Source organism: Enterobacter cloacae complex sp.6700776 (genome assembly GCF_048284255.1).
Taxonomy (GTDB): domain Bacteria; phylum Pseudomonadota; class Gammaproteobacteria; order Enterobacterales; family Enterobacteriaceae; genus Enterobacter; species Enterobacter intestinihominis.
Genome location: NZ_JBLVYK010000030.1, coordinates 1 through 20498, shown reverse-complemented (window position 1 = coordinate 20498; position 20498 = coordinate 1). Strand labels below are relative to the sequence as shown.

The 20498-nt window shown below is 54.0% G+C and carries 14 protein-coding genes and 6 pseudogenes; 13 read left to right on the top strand and 7 right to left on the bottom strand.

The features are described from left to right. Positions 1–99: 99 nt before the first annotated feature. Positions 100–240 (bottom strand): annotated as a pseudogene (locus ACNQ0T_RS22395) (transposase); the annotation flags it as partial. A gap of 643 nt (positions 241–883) precedes the next feature. After that, positions 884–1459, bottom strand: a pseudogene (locus ACNQ0T_RS22390) (Tn3 family transposase); the annotation flags it as partial. 147 nt (positions 1460–1606) lie between these two features. On the opposite strand from ACNQ0T_RS22390, the gene ACNQ0T_RS22385 reads away from it, so the two are divergent. The 5 genes and pseudogenes from ACNQ0T_RS22385 (at position 1607) to ACNQ0T_RS22365 (ending at position 6877) form a co-directional block, all read left to right on the top strand. Next, positions 1607–4624 (top strand): Tn3-like element IS3000 family transposase, encoded by a 3018-nt coding sequence (locus ACNQ0T_RS22385; RefSeq protein WP_021740570.1) that lies wholly within the window; start codon positions 1607–1609, stop codon positions 4622–4624. A 76-nt stretch (positions 4625–4700) separates the two neighbouring features. Beyond that, positions 4701–4989, top strand: a pseudogene (locus tag ACNQ0T_RS22380) (IS30 family transposase); the annotation flags it as partial. Positions 4990–5052: 63 nt separating this feature from the next. Further along, positions 5053–5865, top strand: a complete 813-nt coding sequence (locus tag ACNQ0T_RS22375) for a subclass B1 metallo-beta-lactamase NDM-1 (RefSeq protein WP_004201164.1) — start codon at positions 5053–5055, stop codon at positions 5863–5865. 3 nt (positions 5866–5868) lie between these two features. Then, positions 5869–6234: a bleomycin binding protein Ble-MBL gene (gene ble, locus ACNQ0T_RS22370; RefSeq protein ID WP_004201167.1), complete on the top strand. Its 366-nt coding sequence runs from the start codon at positions 5869–5871 to the stop codon at positions 6232–6234. A 4-nt stretch (positions 6235–6238) separates the two neighbouring features. Beyond that, on the top strand, positions 6239–6877 hold the full coding sequence (locus ACNQ0T_RS22365; RefSeq protein ID WP_004201168.1) for a phosphoribosylanthranilate isomerase: 639 nt from the start codon (positions 6239–6241) through the stop codon (positions 6875–6877). A 10-nt stretch (positions 6878–6887) separates the two neighbouring features. Here ACNQ0T_RS22365 and ACNQ0T_RS22360 read toward each other — a convergent pair whose 3' ends face one another. After that, positions 6888–7919, bottom strand: a complete 1032-nt coding sequence (locus ACNQ0T_RS22360) for a protein-disulfide reductase DsbD domain-containing protein (RefSeq protein WP_004201169.1) — start codon at positions 7917–7919, stop codon at positions 6888–6890. Between the two features lie 4 nt (positions 7920–7923). Beyond that, the gene (gene cutA / locus ACNQ0T_RS22355; protein WP_004201171.1) at positions 7924–8253 is read right to left on the bottom strand and encodes a divalent-cation tolerance protein CutA; all 330 of its coding nucleotides are present in this window, start codon (positions 8251–8253) and stop codon (positions 7924–7926) included. A gap of 193 nt (positions 8254–8446) precedes the next feature. On the opposite strand from cutA, the gene groES reads away from it, so the two are divergent. The 5 genes and pseudogenes from groES to mrkF all read left to right on the top strand — a co-directional run bounded on the left by groES (position 8447) and on the right by mrkF (position 14005). Beyond that, positions 8447–8737, top strand: a complete 291-nt coding sequence (gene groES / locus ACNQ0T_RS22350; RefSeq protein ID WP_004201172.1) for a co-chaperone GroES — start codon at positions 8447–8449, stop codon at positions 8735–8737. Positions 8738–8792: 55 nt separating this feature from the next. After that, positions 8793–10058: pseudogene (gene groL, locus ACNQ0T_RS22345) on the top strand (chaperonin GroEL); the annotation flags it as partial. A gap of 136 nt (positions 10059–10194) precedes the next feature. Beyond that, the gene (locus ACNQ0T_RS22340) at positions 10195–13212 is read left to right on the top strand and encodes a Tn3-like element IS3000 family transposase (RefSeq protein ID WP_021740570.1); all 3018 of its coding nucleotides are present in this window, start codon (positions 10195–10197) and stop codon (positions 13210–13212) included. Between the two features lie 75 nt (positions 13213–13287). Continuing rightward, positions 13288–13356: pseudogene (locus ACNQ0T_RS22335) on the top strand (hypothetical protein); the annotation flags it as partial. A 13-nt stretch (positions 13357–13369) separates the two neighbouring features. Continuing rightward, positions 13370–14005, top strand: a complete 636-nt coding sequence (mrkF, locus tag ACNQ0T_RS22330) for a type 3 fimbria minor subunit MrkF (RefSeq protein ID WP_000677445.1) — start codon at positions 13370–13372, stop codon at positions 14003–14005. A gap of 34 nt (positions 14006–14039) precedes the next feature. Here the strand turns inward: mrkF and mkrJ are convergent, their stop codons facing one another. Then, the gene (gene mkrJ, locus ACNQ0T_RS22325) at positions 14040–14756 is read right to left on the bottom strand and encodes a phosphodiesterase MrkJ (RefSeq protein ID WP_025714822.1); all 717 of its coding nucleotides are present in this window, start codon (positions 14754–14756) and stop codon (positions 14040–14042) included. Between the two features lie 247 nt (positions 14757–15003). On the opposite strand from mkrJ, the gene ACNQ0T_RS22320 reads away from it, so the two are divergent. Both ACNQ0T_RS22320 and ACNQ0T_RS22315 read left to right on the top strand, forming a co-directional pair. Continuing rightward, a protein-coding gene (locus ACNQ0T_RS22320) for an IS1 family transposase (protein WP_108702448.1) occupies positions 15004–15701 on the top strand; the annotation gives its coding sequence in 2 pieces (ribosomal slippage) (positions 15004–15253 and positions 15253–15701; 699 coding nt in all). A 173-nt stretch (positions 15702–15874) separates the two neighbouring features. Continuing rightward, on the top strand, positions 15875–16198 hold the full coding sequence (locus ACNQ0T_RS22315) for a hypothetical protein (RefSeq protein WP_017899891.1): 324 nt from the start codon (positions 15875–15877) through the stop codon (positions 16196–16198). Between the two features lie 432 nt (positions 16199–16630). On the opposite strand, the gene ACNQ0T_RS22310 is transcribed toward ACNQ0T_RS22315, so the two are convergent. Next, the gene (locus tag ACNQ0T_RS22310; protein ID WP_023307208.1) at positions 16631–19528 is read right to left on the bottom strand and encodes a Tn3-like element Tn5403 family transposase; all 2898 of its coding nucleotides are present in this window, start codon (positions 19526–19528) and stop codon (positions 16631–16633) included. Positions 19529–19622: 94 nt separating this feature from the next. Between ACNQ0T_RS22310 and ACNQ0T_RS22305 the strand changes: the two genes are divergently transcribed. Next, entirely contained in the window at positions 19623–20228 is a 606-nt protein-coding gene (locus ACNQ0T_RS22305; RefSeq protein ID WP_000509966.1) for a recombinase family protein, read from the top strand. A gap of 32 nt (positions 20229–20260) precedes the next feature. On the opposite strand, the pseudogene ACNQ0T_RS22300 reads toward ACNQ0T_RS22305, so the two are convergent. Next, positions 20261–20498, bottom strand: a pseudogene (locus ACNQ0T_RS22300) (transposase); the annotation flags it as partial.

Genomic DNA, 20498 nt, shown 5'->3' with positions numbered 1-20498 from the left:
GTCACGCTGAAAATGCCGGCCTTTGAATGGGTTCATGTGCAGCTCCATCAGCAAAAGGGGATGATAAGTTTATCACCACCGACTATTTGCAACAGTGCCGACTATCGAACGGTTTCCACGGGATTTAACGTCCTGAGCTCTAAGCCAGGGCTGATAACTTTGGCCATAGCCCACTCCTATGCCGTCACCTAGCGCATTTTCATAATCCAAATAGGATTTGAGACGCCTACCCCTACCCATGATCGTACCCAAAAAACGACATTGATACGTACCTATATGTGCATTTTATAGTCTCCAACCCTATAACCACACATTCAGTAAGCATACAACATTAGCGTCGTTTTTTGAGAATGGTTACAACTTTAGTGCTTTGTGTACAACTTTATTGTCTTCGGACAGTAGGACCCTCTAAAACCAATAGAATTTACGTAGAAACGCGTTTAGTAAAGGCTTTACTAATTACTAATGACTAACATATTAGCACTTTCAGATCTGTCAGCAATAACCCCGGGCGGCGAAATAATGAGAAGAGTTCTTCCGGAGAGCCTTTTCTTTCTATCTGATTGATTTTTAACACTTTTAAATGTCAGCTTTATGTAAACCTGTGGGATTTACTCCTAATTAAATCCCATAGTATGAAAATTAGGCATTTGCAAACCTTAATGACGTGACGTTGTCACGTAAATCAATGGAATTTAGTCTCTAGTAAAGAGTTAACTAGTGACTAACTGCCTGATCGGTGTGCTTGAACGGTGCACTTCAGGCCGGATATAAAAATTGATGAGAGATATACAGAAAATGATGGACCGGCTTAATAGGGGTCTGACGCTCAGTGGAACGAAAACTCACGTTAAGCAACGTTTTCTGCCTCTGACGCCTCTTTTAATGGTCTCAGATGTCCTTTGGTCACCAGTTCTGCCAGCGTGAAGGAATAATGGCCGAGCATATTGATATGTCCGTGGCAAAGCGGGGAGAGGCGTGCGATATCTTCATCATTCAGTGTTTCACCCTGCGCCCGGAGATGATCCAGGGCTGCCTGCATATAAATAGTGTTCCATAACACGACGGCGTTAGTGACCAGCCCCAGTGTGCCCAGTTGATCTTCCTGACCGTCGGTATATCGTTTTCTTATCTCACCTTTTTGACCGTGACAGATGGCTCTGGCAACGGCATGGCGACTTTCTCCCCGATTAAGCTGGGTCAGAATGCGCCGGCGGTAATCTTCATCATCAATATAATTAAGCAGATACAGCGTTTTGTTGATGCGCCCCACTTCAATGATTGCCTGAGTCAGTCCGGAAGGACGTTCACTTTTCAGCAATGAACGGACCAGCACTGAAACCTGTACTTTGCCCAGCTTCAGGGAGCCAGCGGTCCGGATCATTTCGTCCCACTGAAGGACTATTTTTCGGGGATCTGATTGCCCTCTGGCAATATCATTCAGCACGCCATAGTCGGCATCATGGGGTTCTAGGGATTTTCCGTCCAAAAACGACAAAGTGCTCTGGAGGCCCCGCCGTCTGTGGCCTCCAGAGGGGTATTACTTTTTTCGAGATCCCTATTTGGGCTCTGTTTGAGTAAGATTTAGTCTTTTTGGGCTAAATCCATGGCATTCGAAGAACGTGTCCAAATCTTGTCCGAGGCAGAACAAGATGAGTTATATGGACCCCCCGCTTTCACCTCCGCCGACCAACGCTTCTTTTTCTCGCTGAACGATAAGGAACTGGCGATCGCTAAAAGCCTCCGTCATCGGGGCCAGCGTTACATGCTGGTGGTACTGCTGGGCTATTTCAAAGCCAAGCCGGTGGTGCTGAATCCCGGCTTTCATCAGATCAAGCAGGACCTCAAATACGTTTATCAAACCGTTCTACCAGGCCCAGGCTGTAGACCCTTTAATCTCACGCCAAAAGAGAACGAACGGATTTACCAACGTGTTTTCCAGCTCTGCAACTACCAGCGCTGGAATGTCAAAGACCATGGAGCGGCGTTGAGAGATTACTTATCCCAGCAAGCCAGAGCCTGGACAGCGCCTAGGCACCTCTTCGATGCGGCCATTGAATATTGTTCGGGGCAGAAGATCGCAATCCCTGCCTACAGCACGCTGCAAAAGATCATCAGTCAGGTGGTGGGAGACGAACAGGAACACATGGCCGCGCACCTTGAGCGTGCAATGTCACGCGGTCTTAAGCAAGCACTGGCGGAGCTCGTGAACGGCACAGGTCCACTGCCGTTCCGACAGTTGCGACAATCGGCTCGTAACTTCACCGGAACCGAGTTGGAGAAAGAACTGATTGTCTATCGCCATATCCAGCATTGGATGCCGGAAGTGGATCTGCTGTTGAGCACGCTATCACTGTCGCAGAAAAATCTGCAACACCTGGCAGAGAAAGTCGACTACTACGGTGCCAAACTGAAACGTCAAACCGTAGGCAGCCAATGGCTGTATTTATTGTGCTATCTTCAAACGCGATGGCAGCAAGCGCTGGAACGTATTGCCGATGGCTTTGTGCATCATGTCAGACAGACCAAACAGAAGGCAAAGGATTATGCGCAGGAAGCGGTGTTTAAGGATTGGCAAAAAGCAGCTAAAAATGTCAGCAAGGCAGCTGAAGTACTGCACCTGTTCATTGATGACAGCATTGATCTGCAACTACCGTTTGCAACAGTAAGACAGCAAGCACTGAGCCTGCTGACCAAAAGGGATCTGGAATCTGTATGTCTCTTCCTGAACGAGCAGCGACGATCGGTCGATGAAGCCATGTGGCAGTACTGCGACGAGAAAGAAAGTCTGCGGAAAGGTTTGCTGCGAGAGTTGTTCCTATGTCTGCGCTTCGAAGGCTGCGACGGCACCCAGCACTTAGCGGCCGCCTTGGCGAAAACACAAAACGAACTCAACGGCCAGGACGCTCAGTTGCAAACTGCCGACACCAGACTCCTTTCCAAAAAATCACGTGAATTCCTGCTGGATGGTGAAGGGAATATCCTGATCGATCGTTATGAGTGGTTCCTCTATCAACAGATTCCTGATCGCCTGAATGGCCAGCTGACGCTGCCTGATATCACTAAATACCGGGCACTCGACGCCGACCTGATCGACGGGGAACATTGGCGAAAAAACAAATATACGCTGCTTCAACAGAGCCATTTTACAAAATTAGCGGAGGAGCCTGAAAAGCTGATCAAACAGATGGCCATGGAATTGGATACCCGTTTGTACGAAGTCGGCGAATATCTTGAACAGGAAGACAACCGGAATATCATCTTGCGTAATCCGCAGGGTAAACGCTTCTGGCGCCTGCCTTCGGCCAGCAAACATCATCTGGTCAACAATCCCTTCTTCCAGCAAATTCCCACAACGGGGATTGCGGATGTACTGCGCATGGTTGATCGTGACACCGGTTTCATTGACTGCTTCGCTCATGTGCTGGGTTCCCAATCCAGAAGCCGTTCCCATGAATATGACCTGTTGGCAATTCTGGTCGGCAATGCAACCAATCAAGGCATTTACGGCATGGCACAGATCTCTGATCGTACCTATGATCAGCTCAGCACTATCCAGGCGAACTATCTTCGCCTGGAAACATTGAATGCTGCTAACGACAACATCAATAACGCGACAGCCAAGCTACCCATCTTCCGGTACTACAACATCCAGGAAGATGTGATCCACGCCAGTGCCGATGGTCAAAAGTTCGAAGCCCGGCGCGAGACCTTCAAAACCCGTTATTCGTCGAAGTACTTTGGCACTCAAAAAGGTGTTTCTGCCATGACCTTGATCGCCAATCACGCTGCGATCAACGCCAGAGTGATCGGCGCCAACGAACATGAATCGCACTACATCTTTGATTTGTTGATGAGCAATACGTCAGACATCATTCCGGATGTGCTCTCAACCGATACCCATGGGGTGAACCATGTGAACTTCGCGTTACTGGATCTGTTCGGATACCAGTTTGCCCCACGCTATGCCCAGGTTGGCAAAGTGATCAATGACATGTTTGATGTCAAGGAAGACAAAGAACACCGAATTCAGCTGTGCTTAAAAAAGCCAATCAATACCCATCGTATTGCGCAGCACTGGGATACCATCCAACGGATTGCAGTATCACTTAAGCAGCGGAAAACAACGCAAGCCACCTTGGTGAGAAAGCTCTCGGAGTACAAGCGCAATCACCCGCTGCTGGAAGCCCTGACGGAATACAATCGCCTGGTGAAAGCGAATTATCTACTGTGCTACATCGATGATGCCAGTTTAAGAAACTATGTTCAGCGCGCGCTGAACCGGGGAGAGGCCTATCACCAACTGCGTCGGGCCGTGAGCAGCGTCAATGGGGATCAGTTCCGGGGCAGTTCAGACGAAGAAATCCAGCTATGGAATGAGTGCGCTCGCCTGGTCACCAATGCCATCGTTTACTTCAACTCCAGGATACTCAGCCAGCTGTTGACCAGCTTCGAATACCAAGGAGATACCAAGAGAATAGATATCGTCAAACAGGCATCCCCTGTGGCCTGGCACAACATTAACCTCAAGGGGACTTACCACTTCGAATTGAGCGAAAAATTGCCAGATCTGGAGGAGCTTATGCGCTCAATCGAGGGATATTTACCCGTCAGCGAAAAGTAATACCCCTCTGGAGGCCACGGACGGCGCGGCCTCCAGAGCACTTTGTCGTTTTTGGACGGAAAATCCCTAGAACCCCATAGATGTATATTTCTGTGACCCACATTCACCCTGGCAAAAAGGCACATGCGAAAATATGAATGGTTTAATTAGGCAATATTTACCTAAAGGGATTGATTTAAATCAGGCAGATCAGCATTATTTAAATCAAGTTGCCATGTCACTGAATACTCGTCCTAGAAAGGCGTTAGATTGGCTTACACCATTAGAGAAATTTGCTCAGCTTGTTGATTATCATATGGCTTTTGAAACTGTCGCACCTCATGTTTGAATTCGCCCCATATTTTTGCTACAGTGAACCAAATTAAGATCATCTATTTACTAGGCCTCGCATTTGCGGGGTTTTTAATGCTGAATAAAAGGAAAACTTGATGGAATTGCCCAATATTATGCACCCGGTCGCGAAGCTGAGCACCGCATTAGCCGCTGCATTGATGCTGAGCGGGTGCATGCCCGGTGAAATCCGCCCGACGATTGGCCAGCAAATGGAAACTGGCGACCAACGGTTTGGCGATCTGGTTTTCCGCCAGCTCGCACCGAATGTCTGGCAGCACACTTCCTATCTCGACATGCCGGGTTTCGGGGCAGTCGCTTCCAACGGTTTGATCGTCAGGGATGGCGGCCGCGTGCTGGTGGTCGATACCGCCTGGACCGATGACCAGACCGCCCAGATCCTCAACTGGATCAAGCAGGAGATCAACCTGCCGGTCGCGCTGGCGGTGGTGACTCACGCGCATCAGGACAAGATGGGCGGTATGGACGCGCTGCATGCGGCGGGGATTGCGACTTATGCCAATGCGTTGTCGAACCAGCTTGCCCCGCAAGAGGGGATGGTTGCGGCGCAACACAGCCTGACTTTCGCCGCCAATGGCTGGGTCGAACCAGCAACCGCGCCCAACTTTGGCCCGCTCAAGGTATTTTACCCCGGCCCCGGCCACACCAGTGACAATATCACCGTTGGGATCGACGGCACCGACATCGCTTTTGGTGGCTGCCTGATCAAGGACAGCAAGGCCAAGTCGCTCGGCAATCTCGGTGATGCCGACACTGAGCACTACGCCGCGTCAGCGCGCGCGTTTGGTGCGGCGTTCCCCAAGGCCAGCATGATCGTGATGAGCCATTCCGCCCCCGATAGCCGCGCCGCAATCACTCATACGGCCCGCATGGCCGACAAGCTGCGCTGAGCCATGGCTGACCACGTCACCCCCAATCTGCCATCGCGCGATTTCGATGTGACAGAGGCGTTTTATGCGAAGCTGGGCTTTGCGACGAGTTGGAAGGATCGCGGCTGGATGATCCTGCAGCGCGGCGGTTTGCAGCTCGAATTCTTCCCCTATCCTGACCTCGACCCAGCTACGAGCTCGTTCGGCTGTTGCCTGCGGTTGGATGATCTCGATGCCATGGTGGCATTGGTGAACGCGGCGGGAGCCGAGGAAAAAAGCACCGGCTGGCCGCGCTTCAAAGCTCCGCAACTGGAGGCGAGCGGCCTGAGGATCGGCTACCTGATCGATCCCGACTGCACGCTGGTGCGGCTGATCCAGAACCCCGACTGACCGCATGCCCGCGAAAATCAAGATTTGCGGGATCAGCACACCCGAGGCGCTCGATGCGACCATCGCGGCGCGGGCGGACTATGCCGGGTTGGTGTTCTATCCAGCGTCGCCCCGTGCGGTTACGTCGAATGTCGCGGGCGCTTTGACATCGCGCGCAGCTGGCCAGATCGCCATGGTCGGTTTGTTCGTCGATGCGGATGATGCTGTCATCGCCGACGCACTGGTGGCAGCCAAGCTGAACGCGCTGCAGCTGCACGGTTCGGAATCGCCCGAACGCGTGGCCCAGTTGCGCGCGCGGTTTGGCAAGCCGGTGTGGAAGGCGCTGCCCGTCGCCAGCGCCAGCGATGTCGCACGCGCCGCAGCCTATGCCGGGGCGGCGGACTTGATCTTGTTCGACGCCAAGACCCCCAAAGGCGCGCTGCCCGGCGGCATGGGGTTGGCGTTCGACTGGTCGCTGCTGGCCGGATATCGCGGTGCCTTGCCGTGGGGGCTGGCAGGCGGGCTAAATCCGACGAATGTTGCCGAGGCGATTGCGCGCACCGGAGCGCCGCTGGTCGATACCTCCAGCGGCGTCGAAAGCGCGCCGGGCGTCAAGGATACCGACAAGATTACCAATTTCGCCTTTGCGGTGCGCTTGGCCTAAATCGCGTCGATCAATAGGCGTCGTTCAGCGCAAAGATCGGCTTGCGGGTGCGCCACTGCCCTCGGGTGAAGTCGGGAAAATCTAACGTGCGATTGCCCTCAGCAATCGATTGTTCCGACAGAGGCGTGATCGCGCTCCAGGCCAGCGCGTCGTAAATGTCGATTGGCATCGGGGCCTTGGCCTTCAGCGCCTCGACAAAAGCGTGGATCACGAACCAGTCCATCCCGCCATGCCCGGCCCCTGCCGCCAGATCGGCGTAGCGTTTCCATAGCGGGTGATCGTATTTCGCAAACCAGCCCTCGGCAGGCTCCCAGCGGTGCGGCTGTGGGCTCTTGCCCTCCAGATAGATCGACTTGTTGACGTCCATCCACAGCCCCTCGGTGCCTTGCACCCGAAAGCCGAGAGAATAGGGGCGCGGCAGCGAGGTGTCGTGGCACAGCATGATCGTTTCACCATTAGTGCAGCCGATCATGGTGTTGACCACATCACCCAGTGCGAATTTCACCTCGGCGTTGGGATGATCGGCAGAGCCGTTCTTGACGACATAATCATGCAGCCCGCGCGCCTTACAGCCGAAGCCGCCAGCGCCCGCTTCGCCCGGCAACGCGACCTTCAGGGTGCGGGTCTGCGGCGGGTAGCACACGCCGGCATCGGCGCAGCCCTGGTACTTCACGGTCAGGGTGGTCGCGCTCGCGCCGGCCGCGGGCGTGCCGGTGAGGGTGCCGAGCAATTCCTTGCGGTAGGTTTCGACGTCGCCGAAGAATTCGTCGCGGTAGGCCTTGCCCTTCGGCAGCGCCATGGTCGCGCCGGTGAAGGCGGCATCGGCCTTGACCGAGGTGCGGTGCCGGTACAGGTAATAGCCGTCGGCGATCCGCCAGCGCACCTCGATGCGGTCCGGCGCGGTGGCCTGCGCGGACAGGACGAAGACCTCGTCGACCGGCGGCAGTTCGAAGTCCTGGGCGACGGCCGAGGTCGCGGGCAGCGCAAGCAGCAGGGCGAGCCCGGCCAGCCAGCGGCGCAGGCGGATCGTGGATGCGGTCATTGGCTCAGTTTACCGGTCGGCTCTCGGCGGCCAGCCATTGCAGGTATTCGGGCAGGCCGGACGCGGCTTCGACCGCGAGCAGCTCCGGGAGTTCGTAGGGATGCAGTTGGCGCAGGCGTTCCTGCAGGGCGGGGTAGGCCTCGGCACTGGTCTTGACCAGCAGCAGGACCTCGGCCGCGGCCTCGACCTTGCGTTGCCAGCGATAGACCGAACGCAGGCCGGGCAGGAGGTTGACGCAGGCGGCCAGGCGCTCGGCCACCAGCGCGGTGGCGATGCGCTCGGCGCTGTCGGCGTCGGGACAGGTGCAGAAGCAGATCAGGGCGCTCACCGGCATAGGGTAGCGGCTGCCCCGATCCGGCGGGCCTGGCGGACATCCGCGTGCGGCCCTTGAAAGTCGGCGGGCCCGCCCCATCTCGGTGGCATGCCGGGTTCGCCCGGTTCTGTTGTCCGCGGTTTGGCACTCGCTTCGCGCGACTGCTAAAATCGCCGGGTTTTTCCACGTCAATCAACCATTTACCGAGGTTGCCATGTCCAATATCAAGCCGCTGCACGACCGCGTGGTCATCAAGCGCATGGAAGAAGAGAAGCTGTCCGCCGGCGGGATCGTGATCCCGGATTCGGCCACCGAGAAGCCGATCAAGGGCGAAGTCGTCGCCGTCGGCACCGGCAAGGTGCTGGACAACGGCCAGGTCCGCGCGCCGCAGGTCAAGGTCGGCGACAAGGTGCTGTTCGGCAAGTACAGCGGCACCGAAGTGAAGCTGGACGGCGTCGAGCTGCTGGTGGTGAAGGAAGACGACCTGTTCGCGATCCTCGGCTGATCGCGCGTCGCTCCCACACATTTCTCATCCGAATAATTTTTCGAGGTAATTCGCAATGGCTGCCAAGGACATTCGTTTCGGCGAAGACGCGCGCTCCAAGATGGTGCGCGGCGTCAACGTGCTCGCCAACGCCGTGAAGGCGACCCTCGGCCCGAAGGGCCGCAACGTCGTGCTGCAGAAGAGCTACGGCGCGCCGACCATCACCAAGGACGGCGTCTCCGTCGCCAAGGAAATCGAACTGGCTGACGCGTTCGAGAACATGGGCGCGCAGATGGTGAAGGAAGTCGCTTCCAAGACCTCCGACAACGCCGGCGACGGCACCACCACCGCCACCGTGCTGGCGCAGGCGTTCATCCGCGAGGGCATGAAGGCGGTCGCCGCCGGCATGAACCCGATGGACCTGAAGCGCGGCATCGACCAGGCGGTGAAGGCCGCGGTCGGCGAACTGAAGTCGCTGTCCAAGCCGTCGTCGACCAGCAAGGAAATCGCCCAGGTCGGCGCGATCTCCGCGAACTCGGATGCCAACATCGGCGACCTGATCGCGCAGGCGATGGACAAGGTCGGCAAGGAAGGCGTGATCACGGTCGAGGAAGGCAGCGGCCTGGACAACGAACTCGACGTGGTCGAGGGCATGCAGTTCGACCGCGGCTACCTGAGCCCGTACTTCGTCAACAACCAGCAGTCGATGTCGGCCGACCTGGATGATCCCTTCATCCTGCTGTACGACAAGAAGATCTCCAACGTGCGCGACCTGCTGCCCGTCCTCGAGGGCGTGGCCAAGGCCGGCAAGCCGCTGCTGATCGTGGCGGAGGAAGTCGAAGGCGAAGCGCTGGCGACCCTGGTGGTCAACACCATCCGCGGCATCGTCAAGGTCTGCGCGGTGAAGGCCCCGGGCTTCGGCGACCGTCGCAAGGCGATGCTGGAAGACATGGCGATCCTGACCGGCGGCGTGGTGATTTCCGAGGAAGTCGGCCTGTCGCTGGAGAAGGCCACCATCAAGGACCTCGGCCGCGCCAAGAAGATCCAGGTGTCGAAGGAAAACACCACCATCATCGATGGCGCCGGCGAAGGCGCGGGCATCGAGGCGCGCATCAAGCAGATCAAGGCGCAGATCGAGGAGACCTCCTCCGACTACGACCGCGAGAAGCTGCAGGAGCGCGTGGCCAAGCTGGCCGGCGGCGTTGCGGTGATCAAGGTCGGTGCCGCCACCGAAGTCGAGATGAAGGAAAAGAAGGCGCGCGTCGAAGACGCCCTGCACGCGACCCGTGCGGCCGTCGAGGAAGGCATCGTCCCGGGCGGCGGCGTCGCCCTGATCGGGGTTCTAGGGATTTTCCGTCCAAAAACGACAAAGTGCTCTGGAGGCCCCGCCGTCTGTGGCCTCCAGAGGGGTATTACTTTTTTCGAGATCCCTATTTGGGCTCTGTTTGAGTAAGATTTAGTCTTTTTGGGCTAAATCCATGGCATTCGAAGAACGTGTCCAAATCTTGTCCGAGGCAGAACAAGATGAGTTATATGGACCCCCCGCTTTCACCTCCGCCGACCAACGCTTCTTTTTCTCGCTGAACGATAAGGAACTGGCGATCGCTAAAAGCCTCCGTCATCGGGGCCAGCGTTACATGCTGGTGGTACTGCTGGGCTATTTCAAAGCCAAGCCGGTGGTGCTGAATCCCGGCTTTCATCAGATCAAGCAGGACCTCAAATACGTTTATCAAACCGTTCTACCAGGCCCAGGCTGTAGACCCTTTAATCTCACGCCAAAAGAGAACGAACGGATTTACCAACGTGTTTTCCAGCTCTGCAACTACCAGCGCTGGAATGTCAAAGACCATGGAGCGGCGTTGAGAGATTACTTATCCCAGCAAGCCAGAGCCTGGACAGCGCCTAGGCACCTCTTCGATGCGGCCATTGAATATTGTTCGGGGCAGAAGATCGCAATCCCTGCCTACAGCACGCTGCAAAAGATCATCAGTCAGGTGGTGGGAGACGAACAGGAACACATGGCCGCGCACCTTGAGCGTGCAATGTCACGCGGTCTTAAGCAAGCACTGGCGGAGCTCGTGAACGGCACAGGTCCACTGCCGTTCCGACAGTTGCGACAATCGGCTCGTAACTTCACCGGAACCGAGTTGGAGAAAGAACTGATTGTCTATCGCCATATCCAGCATTGGATGCCGGAAGTGGATCTGCTGTTGAGCACGCTATCACTGTCGCAGAAAAATCTGCAACACCTGGCAGAGAAAGTCGACTACTACGGTGCCAAACTGAAACGTCAAACCGTAGGCAGCCAATGGCTGTATTTATTGTGCTATCTTCAAACGCGATGGCAGCAAGCGCTGGAACGTATTGCCGATGGCTTTGTGCATCATGTCAGACAGACCAAACAGAAGGCAAAGGATTATGCGCAGGAAGCGGTGTTTAAGGATTGGCAAAAAGCAGCTAAAAATGTCAGCAAGGCAGCTGAAGTACTGCACCTGTTCATTGATGACAGCATTGATCTGCAACTACCGTTTGCAACAGTAAGACAGCAAGCACTGAGCCTGCTGACCAAAAGGGATCTGGAATCTGTATGTCTCTTCCTGAACGAGCAGCGACGATCGGTCGATGAAGCCATGTGGCAGTACTGCGACGAGAAAGAAAGTCTGCGGAAAGGTTTGCTGCGAGAGTTGTTCCTATGTCTGCGCTTCGAAGGCTGCGACGGCACCCAGCACTTAGCGGCCGCCTTGGCGAAAACACAAAACGAACTCAACGGCCAGGACGCTCAGTTGCAAACTGCCGACACCAGACTCCTTTCCAAAAAATCACGTGAATTCCTGCTGGATGGTGAAGGGAATATCCTGATCGATCGTTATGAGTGGTTCCTCTATCAACAGATTCCTGATCGCCTGAATGGCCAGCTGACGCTGCCTGATATCACTAAATACCGGGCACTCGACGCCGACCTGATCGACGGGGAACATTGGCGAAAAAACAAATATACGCTGCTTCAACAGAGCCATTTTACAAAATTAGCGGAGGAGCCTGAAAAGCTGATCAAACAGATGGCCATGGAATTGGATACCCGTTTGTACGAAGTCGGCGAATATCTTGAACAGGAAGACAACCGGAATATCATCTTGCGTAATCCGCAGGGTAAACGCTTCTGGCGCCTGCCTTCGGCCAGCAAACATCATCTGGTCAACAATCCCTTCTTCCAGCAAATTCCCACAACGGGGATTGCGGATGTACTGCGCATGGTTGATCGTGACACCGGTTTCATTGACTGCTTCGCTCATGTGCTGGGTTCCCAATCCAGAAGCCGTTCCCATGAATATGACCTGTTGGCAATTCTGGTCGGCAATGCAACCAATCAAGGCATTTACGGCATGGCACAGATCTCTGATCGTACCTATGATCAGCTCAGCACTATCCAGGCGAACTATCTTCGCCTGGAAACATTGAATGCTGCTAACGACAACATCAATAACGCGACAGCCAAGCTACCCATCTTCCGGTACTACAACATCCAGGAAGATGTGATCCACGCCAGTGCCGATGGTCAAAAGTTCGAAGCCCGGCGCGAGACCTTCAAAACCCGTTATTCGTCGAAGTACTTTGGCACTCAAAAAGGTGTTTCTGCCATGACCTTGATCGCCAATCACGCTGCGATCAACGCCAGAGTGATCGGCGCCAACGAACATGAATCGCACTACATCTTTGATTTGTTGATGAGCAATACGTCAGACATCATTCCGGATGTGCTCTCAACCGATACCCATGGGGTGAACCATGTGAACTTCGCGTTACTGGATCTGTTCGGATACCAGTTTGCCCCACGCTATGCCCAGGTTGGCAAAGTGATCAATGACATGTTTGATGTCAAGGAAGACAAAGAACACCGAATTCAGCTGTGCTTAAAAAAGCCAATCAATACCCATCGTATTGCGCAGCACTGGGATACCATCCAACGGATTGCAGTATCACTTAAGCAGCGGAAAACAACGCAAGCCACCTTGGTGAGAAAGCTCTCGGAGTACAAGCGCAATCACCCGCTGCTGGAAGCCCTGACGGAATACAATCGCCTGGTGAAAGCGAATTATCTACTGTGCTACATCGATGATGCCAGTTTAAGAAACTATGTTCAGCGCGCGCTGAACCGGGGAGAGGCCTATCACCAACTGCGTCGGGCCGTGAGCAGCGTCAATGGGGATCAGTTCCGGGGCAGTTCAGACGAAGAAATCCAGCTATGGAATGAGTGCGCTCGCCTGGTCACCAATGCCATCGTTTACTTCAACTCCAGGATACTCAGCCAGCTGTTGACCAGCTTCGAATACCAAGGAGATACCAAGAGAATAGATATCGTCAAACAGGCATCCCCTGTGGCCTGGCACAACATTAACCTCAAGGGGACTTACCACTTCGAATTGAGCGAAAAATTGCCAGATCTGGAGGAGCTTATGCGCTCAATCGAGGGATATTTACCCGTCAGCGAAAAGTAATACCCCTCTGGAGGCCACGGACGGCGCGGCCTCCAGAGCACTTTGTCGTTTTTGGACGGAAAATCCCTAGAACCCCAGTATGGCCCGACGACCAGCACCGGCGAGGTGGAGTCGCATATGATCTTTAACCTGACGTACGATTAATACGGGAGGGGGAATGAAGGGATTGCCGAAAAACACTATCGCGTGGCTGCTATTTTGCGGCAGCCTCGCCGCCCCCTCGGCGTGGGGTTTTGAGACCAATTACGATCGCGGACGGGTCGATTTTGCCGGGCGGGTGACGGATATTTCCTGTAGCATCGCGCTAAACGGCGGCCAGCATGCCGGCAGCGGTAATGTCTGGCTGGCGCCGGTCAGCCTGGCGGAAGTCCACGATCGCGGTGCCGGGGCGTTTATGAAACCGCAGCCGTTTACCCTGGCACTGTCAAACTGCCAGCTGCGCCATGATGGTGGGGCAGCCTCGCAGGATGAGGTGCGTCGGGTCAGCGTGCGCTGGGTCGATGGTTTTTTACTGACGGCGGTCGGTAACGAAAACGCCGGGTATCTGGCCAATACCTTGCCGGATGGAGCGCAGAATATTTATCTGGCGCTATCGACTAACGATAATAATACGCTGGATAAGAGTAATAAAATTGTCCCGGCGGACCCGCAGCAAAATCAGGTGCGTTTGCAGGAAAGCGCGGTCAGCGGCGGCCTGTTCACCTATTACGTTGGCTATGTTTCGCCAACGCCGAAAAGCGCCACCAGCGGGCCGATTACCAGCTGGGCAACGTGGGAATTAGTTTATAATTAAGTGACGTTAAAAAGCCGGGAATTCCCGGCTTTTTTTACATGGCAATATCATCGGCGACCAGTTGTTCAATACTGACTTCCCGCCAGTAATGTCCCTGGATAGCAAACCACTCCATTCCCTGCAGCCATTCTTTATGGGCTTCGCTTTCGACACCTTCAATAATCACATTATGATGGTTGCGCGATAAAAAGGTCACCAGCGCATCCATCAGCTGGCGGCCGGACTCTTTGCGCATCAGGTGCCAGAAAAAATCCTTATCAATTTTCACATAGTCAAAGTGATAACCGCGAATAGCGTTAATTCCCGCGTAGCCGGAGCCGAAGTCGTCGAGCCACAGTGAGGTATCCTGTGAGCTCTGCCAGGCGGCAAGAGAATTATGCAGCAGATTCTCGGCGTTTTCGGTTACCTCGAAATGGACGCAGGTCAGGGCGGCGACTTTGGCTTTTATATCCTTCTGGCGCAACAGGTTCAGGATATGGTCATCAACGTTAATTGTTGCGGAAATATGGTTACGTAAAAACCAGGCTTTATGCTTTTCAATCAGTGCCAGTTGTTCGAGAAAAATACGTTCACGAACGGCGGCGGTAGCATGGCGGAAAAAATCTTCGGGGGAAATAGAAAGATTATCAAAGCGGCTTAAGCATTCCACCGCGACCAGAGTACCTTGTGGGGAAAACATTTTCTGAAAGACGTAGCGTACAGCGATATCATTACGAGATAAAATGTTGTCTTCGAATATTTTAGTGTTCATTATCCCTCTTCACGAGGTAAGTCAAACAATAGGCAGAGGATACATTAATTATAGGCTACCTGATGATTAATGGGAATGGCGGGAAATGTAAATCAACAGCGAATAAGTACGCTTTATCCGCTACTGATTTACCGGGAGAACATTTAGCATTGATGGAGAGCGGCAATACGCTGATTCATAGTGCGGGAATTAGGTGATGCTGCCAACTTACTGATTTAGTGTATGATGGTGTTTTTGAGGTGCTCCAGTGGCTTCTGTTTATATCAGCTGTCCCTCCTGTTCAGTTACTGACGGGGTGGTGCGTAATGGCAAAAGCACTGCCGGACATCAGCGCTATCTCTGCTCTCACTGCCGTAAAACATGGCAACTGCAGTTCACTTACACCGCTTCTCAGCCCGGTACGCACCAGAAAATCATTGATATGGCCATGAATGGCGTTGGATGCCGGGCAACCGCCCGCATTATGGGCGTTTGCCTCAACACCATTTTGCGCCATTTAAAAAACTCAGGCCGCAGTCGGTAACCTCGCGCATACAGCCGGGCAGTGACGTCATCGTCTGCGCGGAAATGGACGAACAGTGGGGCTATGTCGGTGCTAAATCGCGCCAGCGCTGGCTGTTTTACGCGTATGACAGGCTCCGGAAGACGGTTGTTGCGCACGTATTCGGTGAACGCACTATGGCGACGCTGGGGCGTCTTATGAGCCTGCTGTCACCCTTTGACGTGGTGATATGGATGACGGATGGCTGGCCGCTGTATGAATCCCGCCTGAAGGGAAAACTGCACGTAATCAGCAAGCGATATACGCAGCGCATTGAGCGGCATAACCTGAATCTGAGGCAGCACCTGGCACGGCTGGGACGGAAGTCGCTGTCGTTCTCAAAATCGGTGGAGCTGCATGACAAAGTCATCGGGCATTATCTGAACATAAAACACTATCAATAAGTTGGAGTCATTACCCGTGTTATAAAGCTAATGTACGCATACATTAGCCTTAAAATTAGCCGTGCATCGTAACTAATTATTCATTAATTGAGGAATTTTGACCGATACAGTTTGTCATTCTAAATAAGAACAACATATAATGAATTCGACAGCATTTAATTAAGGAGTGATTTATGAATGGGTATATCGTCACAATCATTATCGCATTCATTTTCGGTCCCATTCTGGCGTTACCGGTAATGTTCTTCGGTTTGTTTAATATAATGGATTTTGCGCTGTATTCATTCCCCATATTTTTCTTTTGTATTATGGGGTACAGGCAAGATAAGAGGGTTAAGGATGCTTTTAAGGGATTAATACCGGGCCTAATTGTATCTCTGATTCTGACGACTTTTGTTCTGTTTGTTAAAGATCAGAGCGACTGTACGAATAAATATGACTCAGGCAGTCTGTCTGCTGCTGTGTGTGAGAGACTTGAGGGACCAGGATTTAGATAACGGAAGCCTTAACGGTGGCGCAGCTCGTCACGGAACGCTTCAATCTTACTGTACGAAAACGAATAATATGGTTAATTTCTAGATACTAGCGCTTCAGTACTGATACCTGAAGCCGCCCGGGTCTGGATGCGACAGGATGAACGTGCTACAAAAGCAGATGATATCACCAGAGACGGGTTTCAAGAATTTGGTGACCTTAAGATTAAAAAAATATAACATAATTCTGATTGGATAATTTTGATGATAAAATTCTATCAATATAGATCAGCAGAAATAACAAAGATAATTTTAAAAGATAGTACTTTGAAATTCACAAACCCTATGGATTTCAATGACCCATTTGATTTTCACCCCACAGTTCCTGATGTAGGCTTTAACAAGTTCATTAAAAGAGTTAATGGGGTCGGTTCCGGCTGAGGGCGAAATGACACCCTAAGCTTTCGGTTCCTTGGGCCAAAGATATTCGCCAGTCAGTAGAATGTGCGCCCAGCCCAATGGGGATATGTGGGGAAGAAATTCAGGGGGAACATCCAACCCTTCGTTCCGCCGCTCCGTGACGGCATGACCAAGATGGACGGTATTCCAGTAAATGATCACCGCAGTCAATAAATTGAGCCCAGCGATTCGGTAGTGCTGCCCCTCTGTCGTGCGATCGCGAATTTCCCCCTGCCTCCCGATACGGAGCGCATTTTTGAGCGCATGGTGGGCCTCTCCCTTGTTAAGACCGATCTGAGCACGCCGCTGCATGTCCGTATCCAGGATCCACTCAATAATGAAAAGGGTCCGTTCAATACGACCAACTTCACGAAGCGCAACTGCAAGGTTGTTTTGTCGTGGGTAAGAAGCGAGCTTGCGCAGGAGTTGGCTGGGCCTGATTTTGCCAGCGGTCATCGTCGCGGCACAACGGAAAATATCAGGCCAGTTCGCAACGATAAGATCCTCCCGGGCTTTTCCACCTACCAACTTGCGTAACTCCCTGGGGGTCGTATCGGGATTAAATACGTACAACCGCTTCGATGGCAGATCCCTGATTCGCAGAACGAGATTGTAGCCGAGCAGGCTACTGGCTCCGAACAAATGGTCGGTGAATCCTGCTGTATCGGCATACTGTTCGCGAACATGGCGACCGACCTCGTTCATCAGTAGTCCATCGAGAATATACGGTGCCTCGCTCACGGTCGCCGGGATCGACTGACAAGCGAATGGCGCGAACTGGTCGCTTACGTGAGTATACGCTTTGAGGCCGGGAACAGAACCATATTTGGCATTGACCATGTTCATGACTTCGCCATGCCGCGCTGTCGGGAAAAACTGACCATCGCTCGATGCTGACGTGCCCATCCCCCAGACGCGTGACATCGGCAGTTTACCCTGCGCGGCCACCACAATTGCCAATGCCTGGTTCATGGCTTCGCTTTCAACATGCCAGCGGGCAAGGCGTGAGAGCTGCCAGTAATCATGCGTGTTTGTAGCTTCCGCCATCTTACGCAGGCCCAGATTGAGCCCTTCAGCGAGCAGGACGTTGAGCAGACCGATCCGGTCGCGACATGGAGCCCCGGTTCTCAGATGGGTAAACGCATCTGTGAAACCAAGGGCTGCATCAACTTCAAGCAGCATGTCGGTAATCCGAACGGACGGCATTCGGCGATACAGATCCAGTATGAGTGCCTCGGCACCATCCGGCACGTCTGCTGTCAACCTGTCGATCCGCAACGTTCCATCTTCTATGCTACCGTGCGGAATAGTGCCGTTACGGGCAGCCCGGGCCAGCCGCTTAAGAGCGATCGTGAGTCGCGCCTTTCTGTCTGCCAGCCAATCCTGTGGGTTGGAAGGCACGGCCAGCTTTGCATTTTCCTGCGCCGCGATCATCGGCACCAGTACCTGCTTGAGGTCACCATAGCGGCGCGAATGAGCGAGCCAGACATCTCCGGAACGAAAAGCATCCCGGAGGTGAAAGAGTACCGCCACTTCCCAAAGACGGGTATCTCCTTTTTCCTGAGCTCGTAAATGACGGTTCCATTTGGAGCTGGGCCGCAGGAAACGCCTTTCTGGCGATGCAACACCTTTCATCTCTCCGATCGACAAAGCTGCTGCTACCAATGGTCCGGCGACCGGCGCGGCTTCGAGCTTCAGACAGCGCAACATGCGGGGCGCATAACGACGAAAGCGATGGTATCCCTGCCCGACATATGCAAGAGGCTCATCGGCTAGCGTGTTGCTGAGTTGAGTCCCTGTCGCTACCAGTTGAGCGAGCCGGTCCCATGCAACCGAACTGGCGACAGCCATCTCCAGCGGGGTTCCGTCACTGCGGGCCTCAAGCAACGAAGCTCCCAGCGCGGTGAAGGTACGGATCGTATCCGTGAGTGTGGCTTTAGAGCCGGAAATTGTTTCGTCATGCTGGCGCTTCGCTTCCCGCCAGGTTTTTCCTACGATCCTGTCATGGGTTTCGACTATGGCATCAGCAATCGCCGCTTCCCACTCCACAACACAGACGGCAAGGATCGCCCAGCGGCGGTCCGAAGTGATGTCACGCAAACCGTCGGTGAAGTAGCGTTCACCCTGCCGACGCAGCCGGGCAATGCGATGGGCAGGTATGCTGGCCAAAGCACTATGATTGATATTCAGGGTACGCAGAAATTCGAGCCTGTCGAGCAAACGGTTAGCAGCAGCCGAGTTGTTACCAACCTCGAAGTTGCGAAGCCAGATGAAACGACTGATATTGCCGGCGAGCATTTCACTCAGAAGTTTGTCCAGGTGATCGCGAACATCCGCTGTTAAATTTTCCGCAATCCGCGTTTCAATCCGCCGCTCAGCGGCGACCAGAGCATCCGCGCACAAGCGCTCGATTGTCGATACTGCGGGCAGAATGGTGGAAGTTTCCCGACACCGCACAATAAAACGATGAGCAAGATCCTCGTTTGATCTGGCATCTTCGGCCTGGCCGAAAGTCCACTCCCGCAGATCACGGGCACCACGGCCCGTGAAGGTCTTGTAGCCGTAAATTTCGCGCAGCGTGTCCATGTGCTGCTGACGGGTTTGGCGCCGTGTGGCATAAGTGAGAAGCGCATCAGCCGGAACTCCAAGCTGAGCACCGACGAAGGAAAGGACTTCACGCGGGATCATCTCACCAGGAGCCAGTGCACGGCCCGGATATCGTAAGGCACAAAGTTGCAGGGCAAAGCCAATCCTGTTTTCCGGTCTGCGGCGCTGCCTAATGTTTTCCAGGTCATCATCGCCCAGCGTGTAGAACTTCAGTAGCGACAGTTCGTCCGTGGGCAGATCGAACAGCGCTGCTCGCTGCCGTTCGGTGAAAATATGGCGTCGTGACATACAAATTCGTCCCTTTTGAAGTATAGTCTGTTTTGGACAACAGCCAGCCCATATAAATCAGGGCGTTCCGATACAAAAATCCAGGAGGGTTCAATTGGGACATCGTGCCGCCATTTACTGCCGGGTTTCAACAGCGGATCAGTCTTGTGAACGCCAGGAATTTGATCTGCGAGCCTTCGCCGGCCGTGCCGGCTACGACGTGGTGGGAATATTTAAGGAAACAGGTTCAGGAACTAAACTCGACCGGGCCGAGCGAAAGAAAGTCCTGGCGCTTGCCCAGTCCAGACAAATTGATGCAATCCTGGTCACTGAGCTTTCCCGGTGGGGGCGCTCGACGCTCGATCTGCTCAATACGCTACGTGAACTGGAGAACTGGAAGGTTTCCGTGATAGCCATGAATGGAATGGCGTTCGATCTTTCGTCGCCGTATGGACGAATGCTGGCGACGTTTCTTTCCGGCATTGCGGAGTTTGAGCGGGATCTCATCAGCGAGCGGGTCAAGTCAGGCCTTGCTGTTGCGAAGGCACGTGGTAAGAGGCTTGGTCGTCAGGCCGGAGTGCGACCAAAATCAGACCGACTTTTGCCTAAGGTGGTTGCGATGAGGGCCGAGGGACGCAGCTATCGCTGGATCGCACGCGAGCTCGGTATCAGCAAGAATACCGTCGCTGACATCGTGCAACGACACAGAGCTAACGCTTAGGGTGTCATTTCGCCCTCAGCCGGAACCGACCCCAACTTGCCAGACTGGTGTTCCAGTTTTTGTATGAATACCCTGGCACACTGAACCAACAAAGTTCGGATCTTTTTGTTGCCCCGCTTGCTAATCCCTAACAATGTCGTCCGACCTCCCGTGCTGTACTGTCGGGGTACCAGCCCTGTTGCCGCCGCAAAGTCACGGCTGCTGGCGTACTGCTTCCCGTCGCCAATCTCAGTTGAAATAGTACTGGCAGTCAGCGTTCCAACGCAGGGA

Excerpts from the sequence above, each read along its gene's own strand:
- groES (WP_004201172.1), top strand. The coding sequence starts at position 8,447 with ATGTCCAATATCAAGCCGCTGCACGACCGCGTGGTCATCAAGCGCATG.
- mrkF (WP_000677445.1), top strand. The coding sequence starts at position 13,370 with ATGAAGGGATTGCCGAAAAACACTATCGCGTGGCTGCTATTTTGCGGC.
- mkrJ (WP_025714822.1), bottom strand. The coding sequence starts at position 14,756 with ATGAACACTAAAATATTCGAAGACAACATTTTATCTCGTAATGATATC.
- cutA (WP_004201171.1), bottom strand. The coding sequence starts at position 8,253 with ATGCCGGTGAGCGCCCTGATCTGCTTCTGCACCTGTCCCGACGCCGAC.
- ble (WP_004201167.1), top strand. The coding sequence starts at position 5,869 with ATGGCTGACCACGTCACCCCCAATCTGCCATCGCGCGATTTCGATGTG.
- ACNQ0T_RS22315 (WP_017899891.1), top strand. The coding sequence starts at position 15,875 with ATGAATGGGTATATCGTCACAATCATTATCGCATTCATTTTCGGTCCC.
- ACNQ0T_RS22310 (WP_023307208.1), bottom strand. The coding sequence starts at position 19,528 with ATGTCACGACGCCATATTTTCACCGAACGGCAGCGAGCAGCGCTGTTC.
- ACNQ0T_RS22365 (WP_004201168.1), top strand. The coding sequence starts at position 6,239 with ATGCCCGCGAAAATCAAGATTTGCGGGATCAGCACACCCGAGGCGCTC.
- ACNQ0T_RS22360 (WP_004201169.1), bottom strand. The coding sequence starts at position 7,919 with ATGACCGCATCCACGATCCGCCTGCGCCGCTGGCTGGCCGGGCTCGCC.
- ACNQ0T_RS22375 (WP_004201164.1), top strand. The coding sequence starts at position 5,053 with ATGGAATTGCCCAATATTATGCACCCGGTCGCGAAGCTGAGCACCGCA.
- ACNQ0T_RS22385 (WP_021740570.1), top strand. The coding sequence starts at position 1,607 with ATGGCATTCGAAGAACGTGTCCAAATCTTGTCCGAGGCAGAACAAGAT.
- ACNQ0T_RS22340 (WP_021740570.1), top strand. The coding sequence starts at position 10,195 with ATGGCATTCGAAGAACGTGTCCAAATCTTGTCCGAGGCAGAACAAGAT.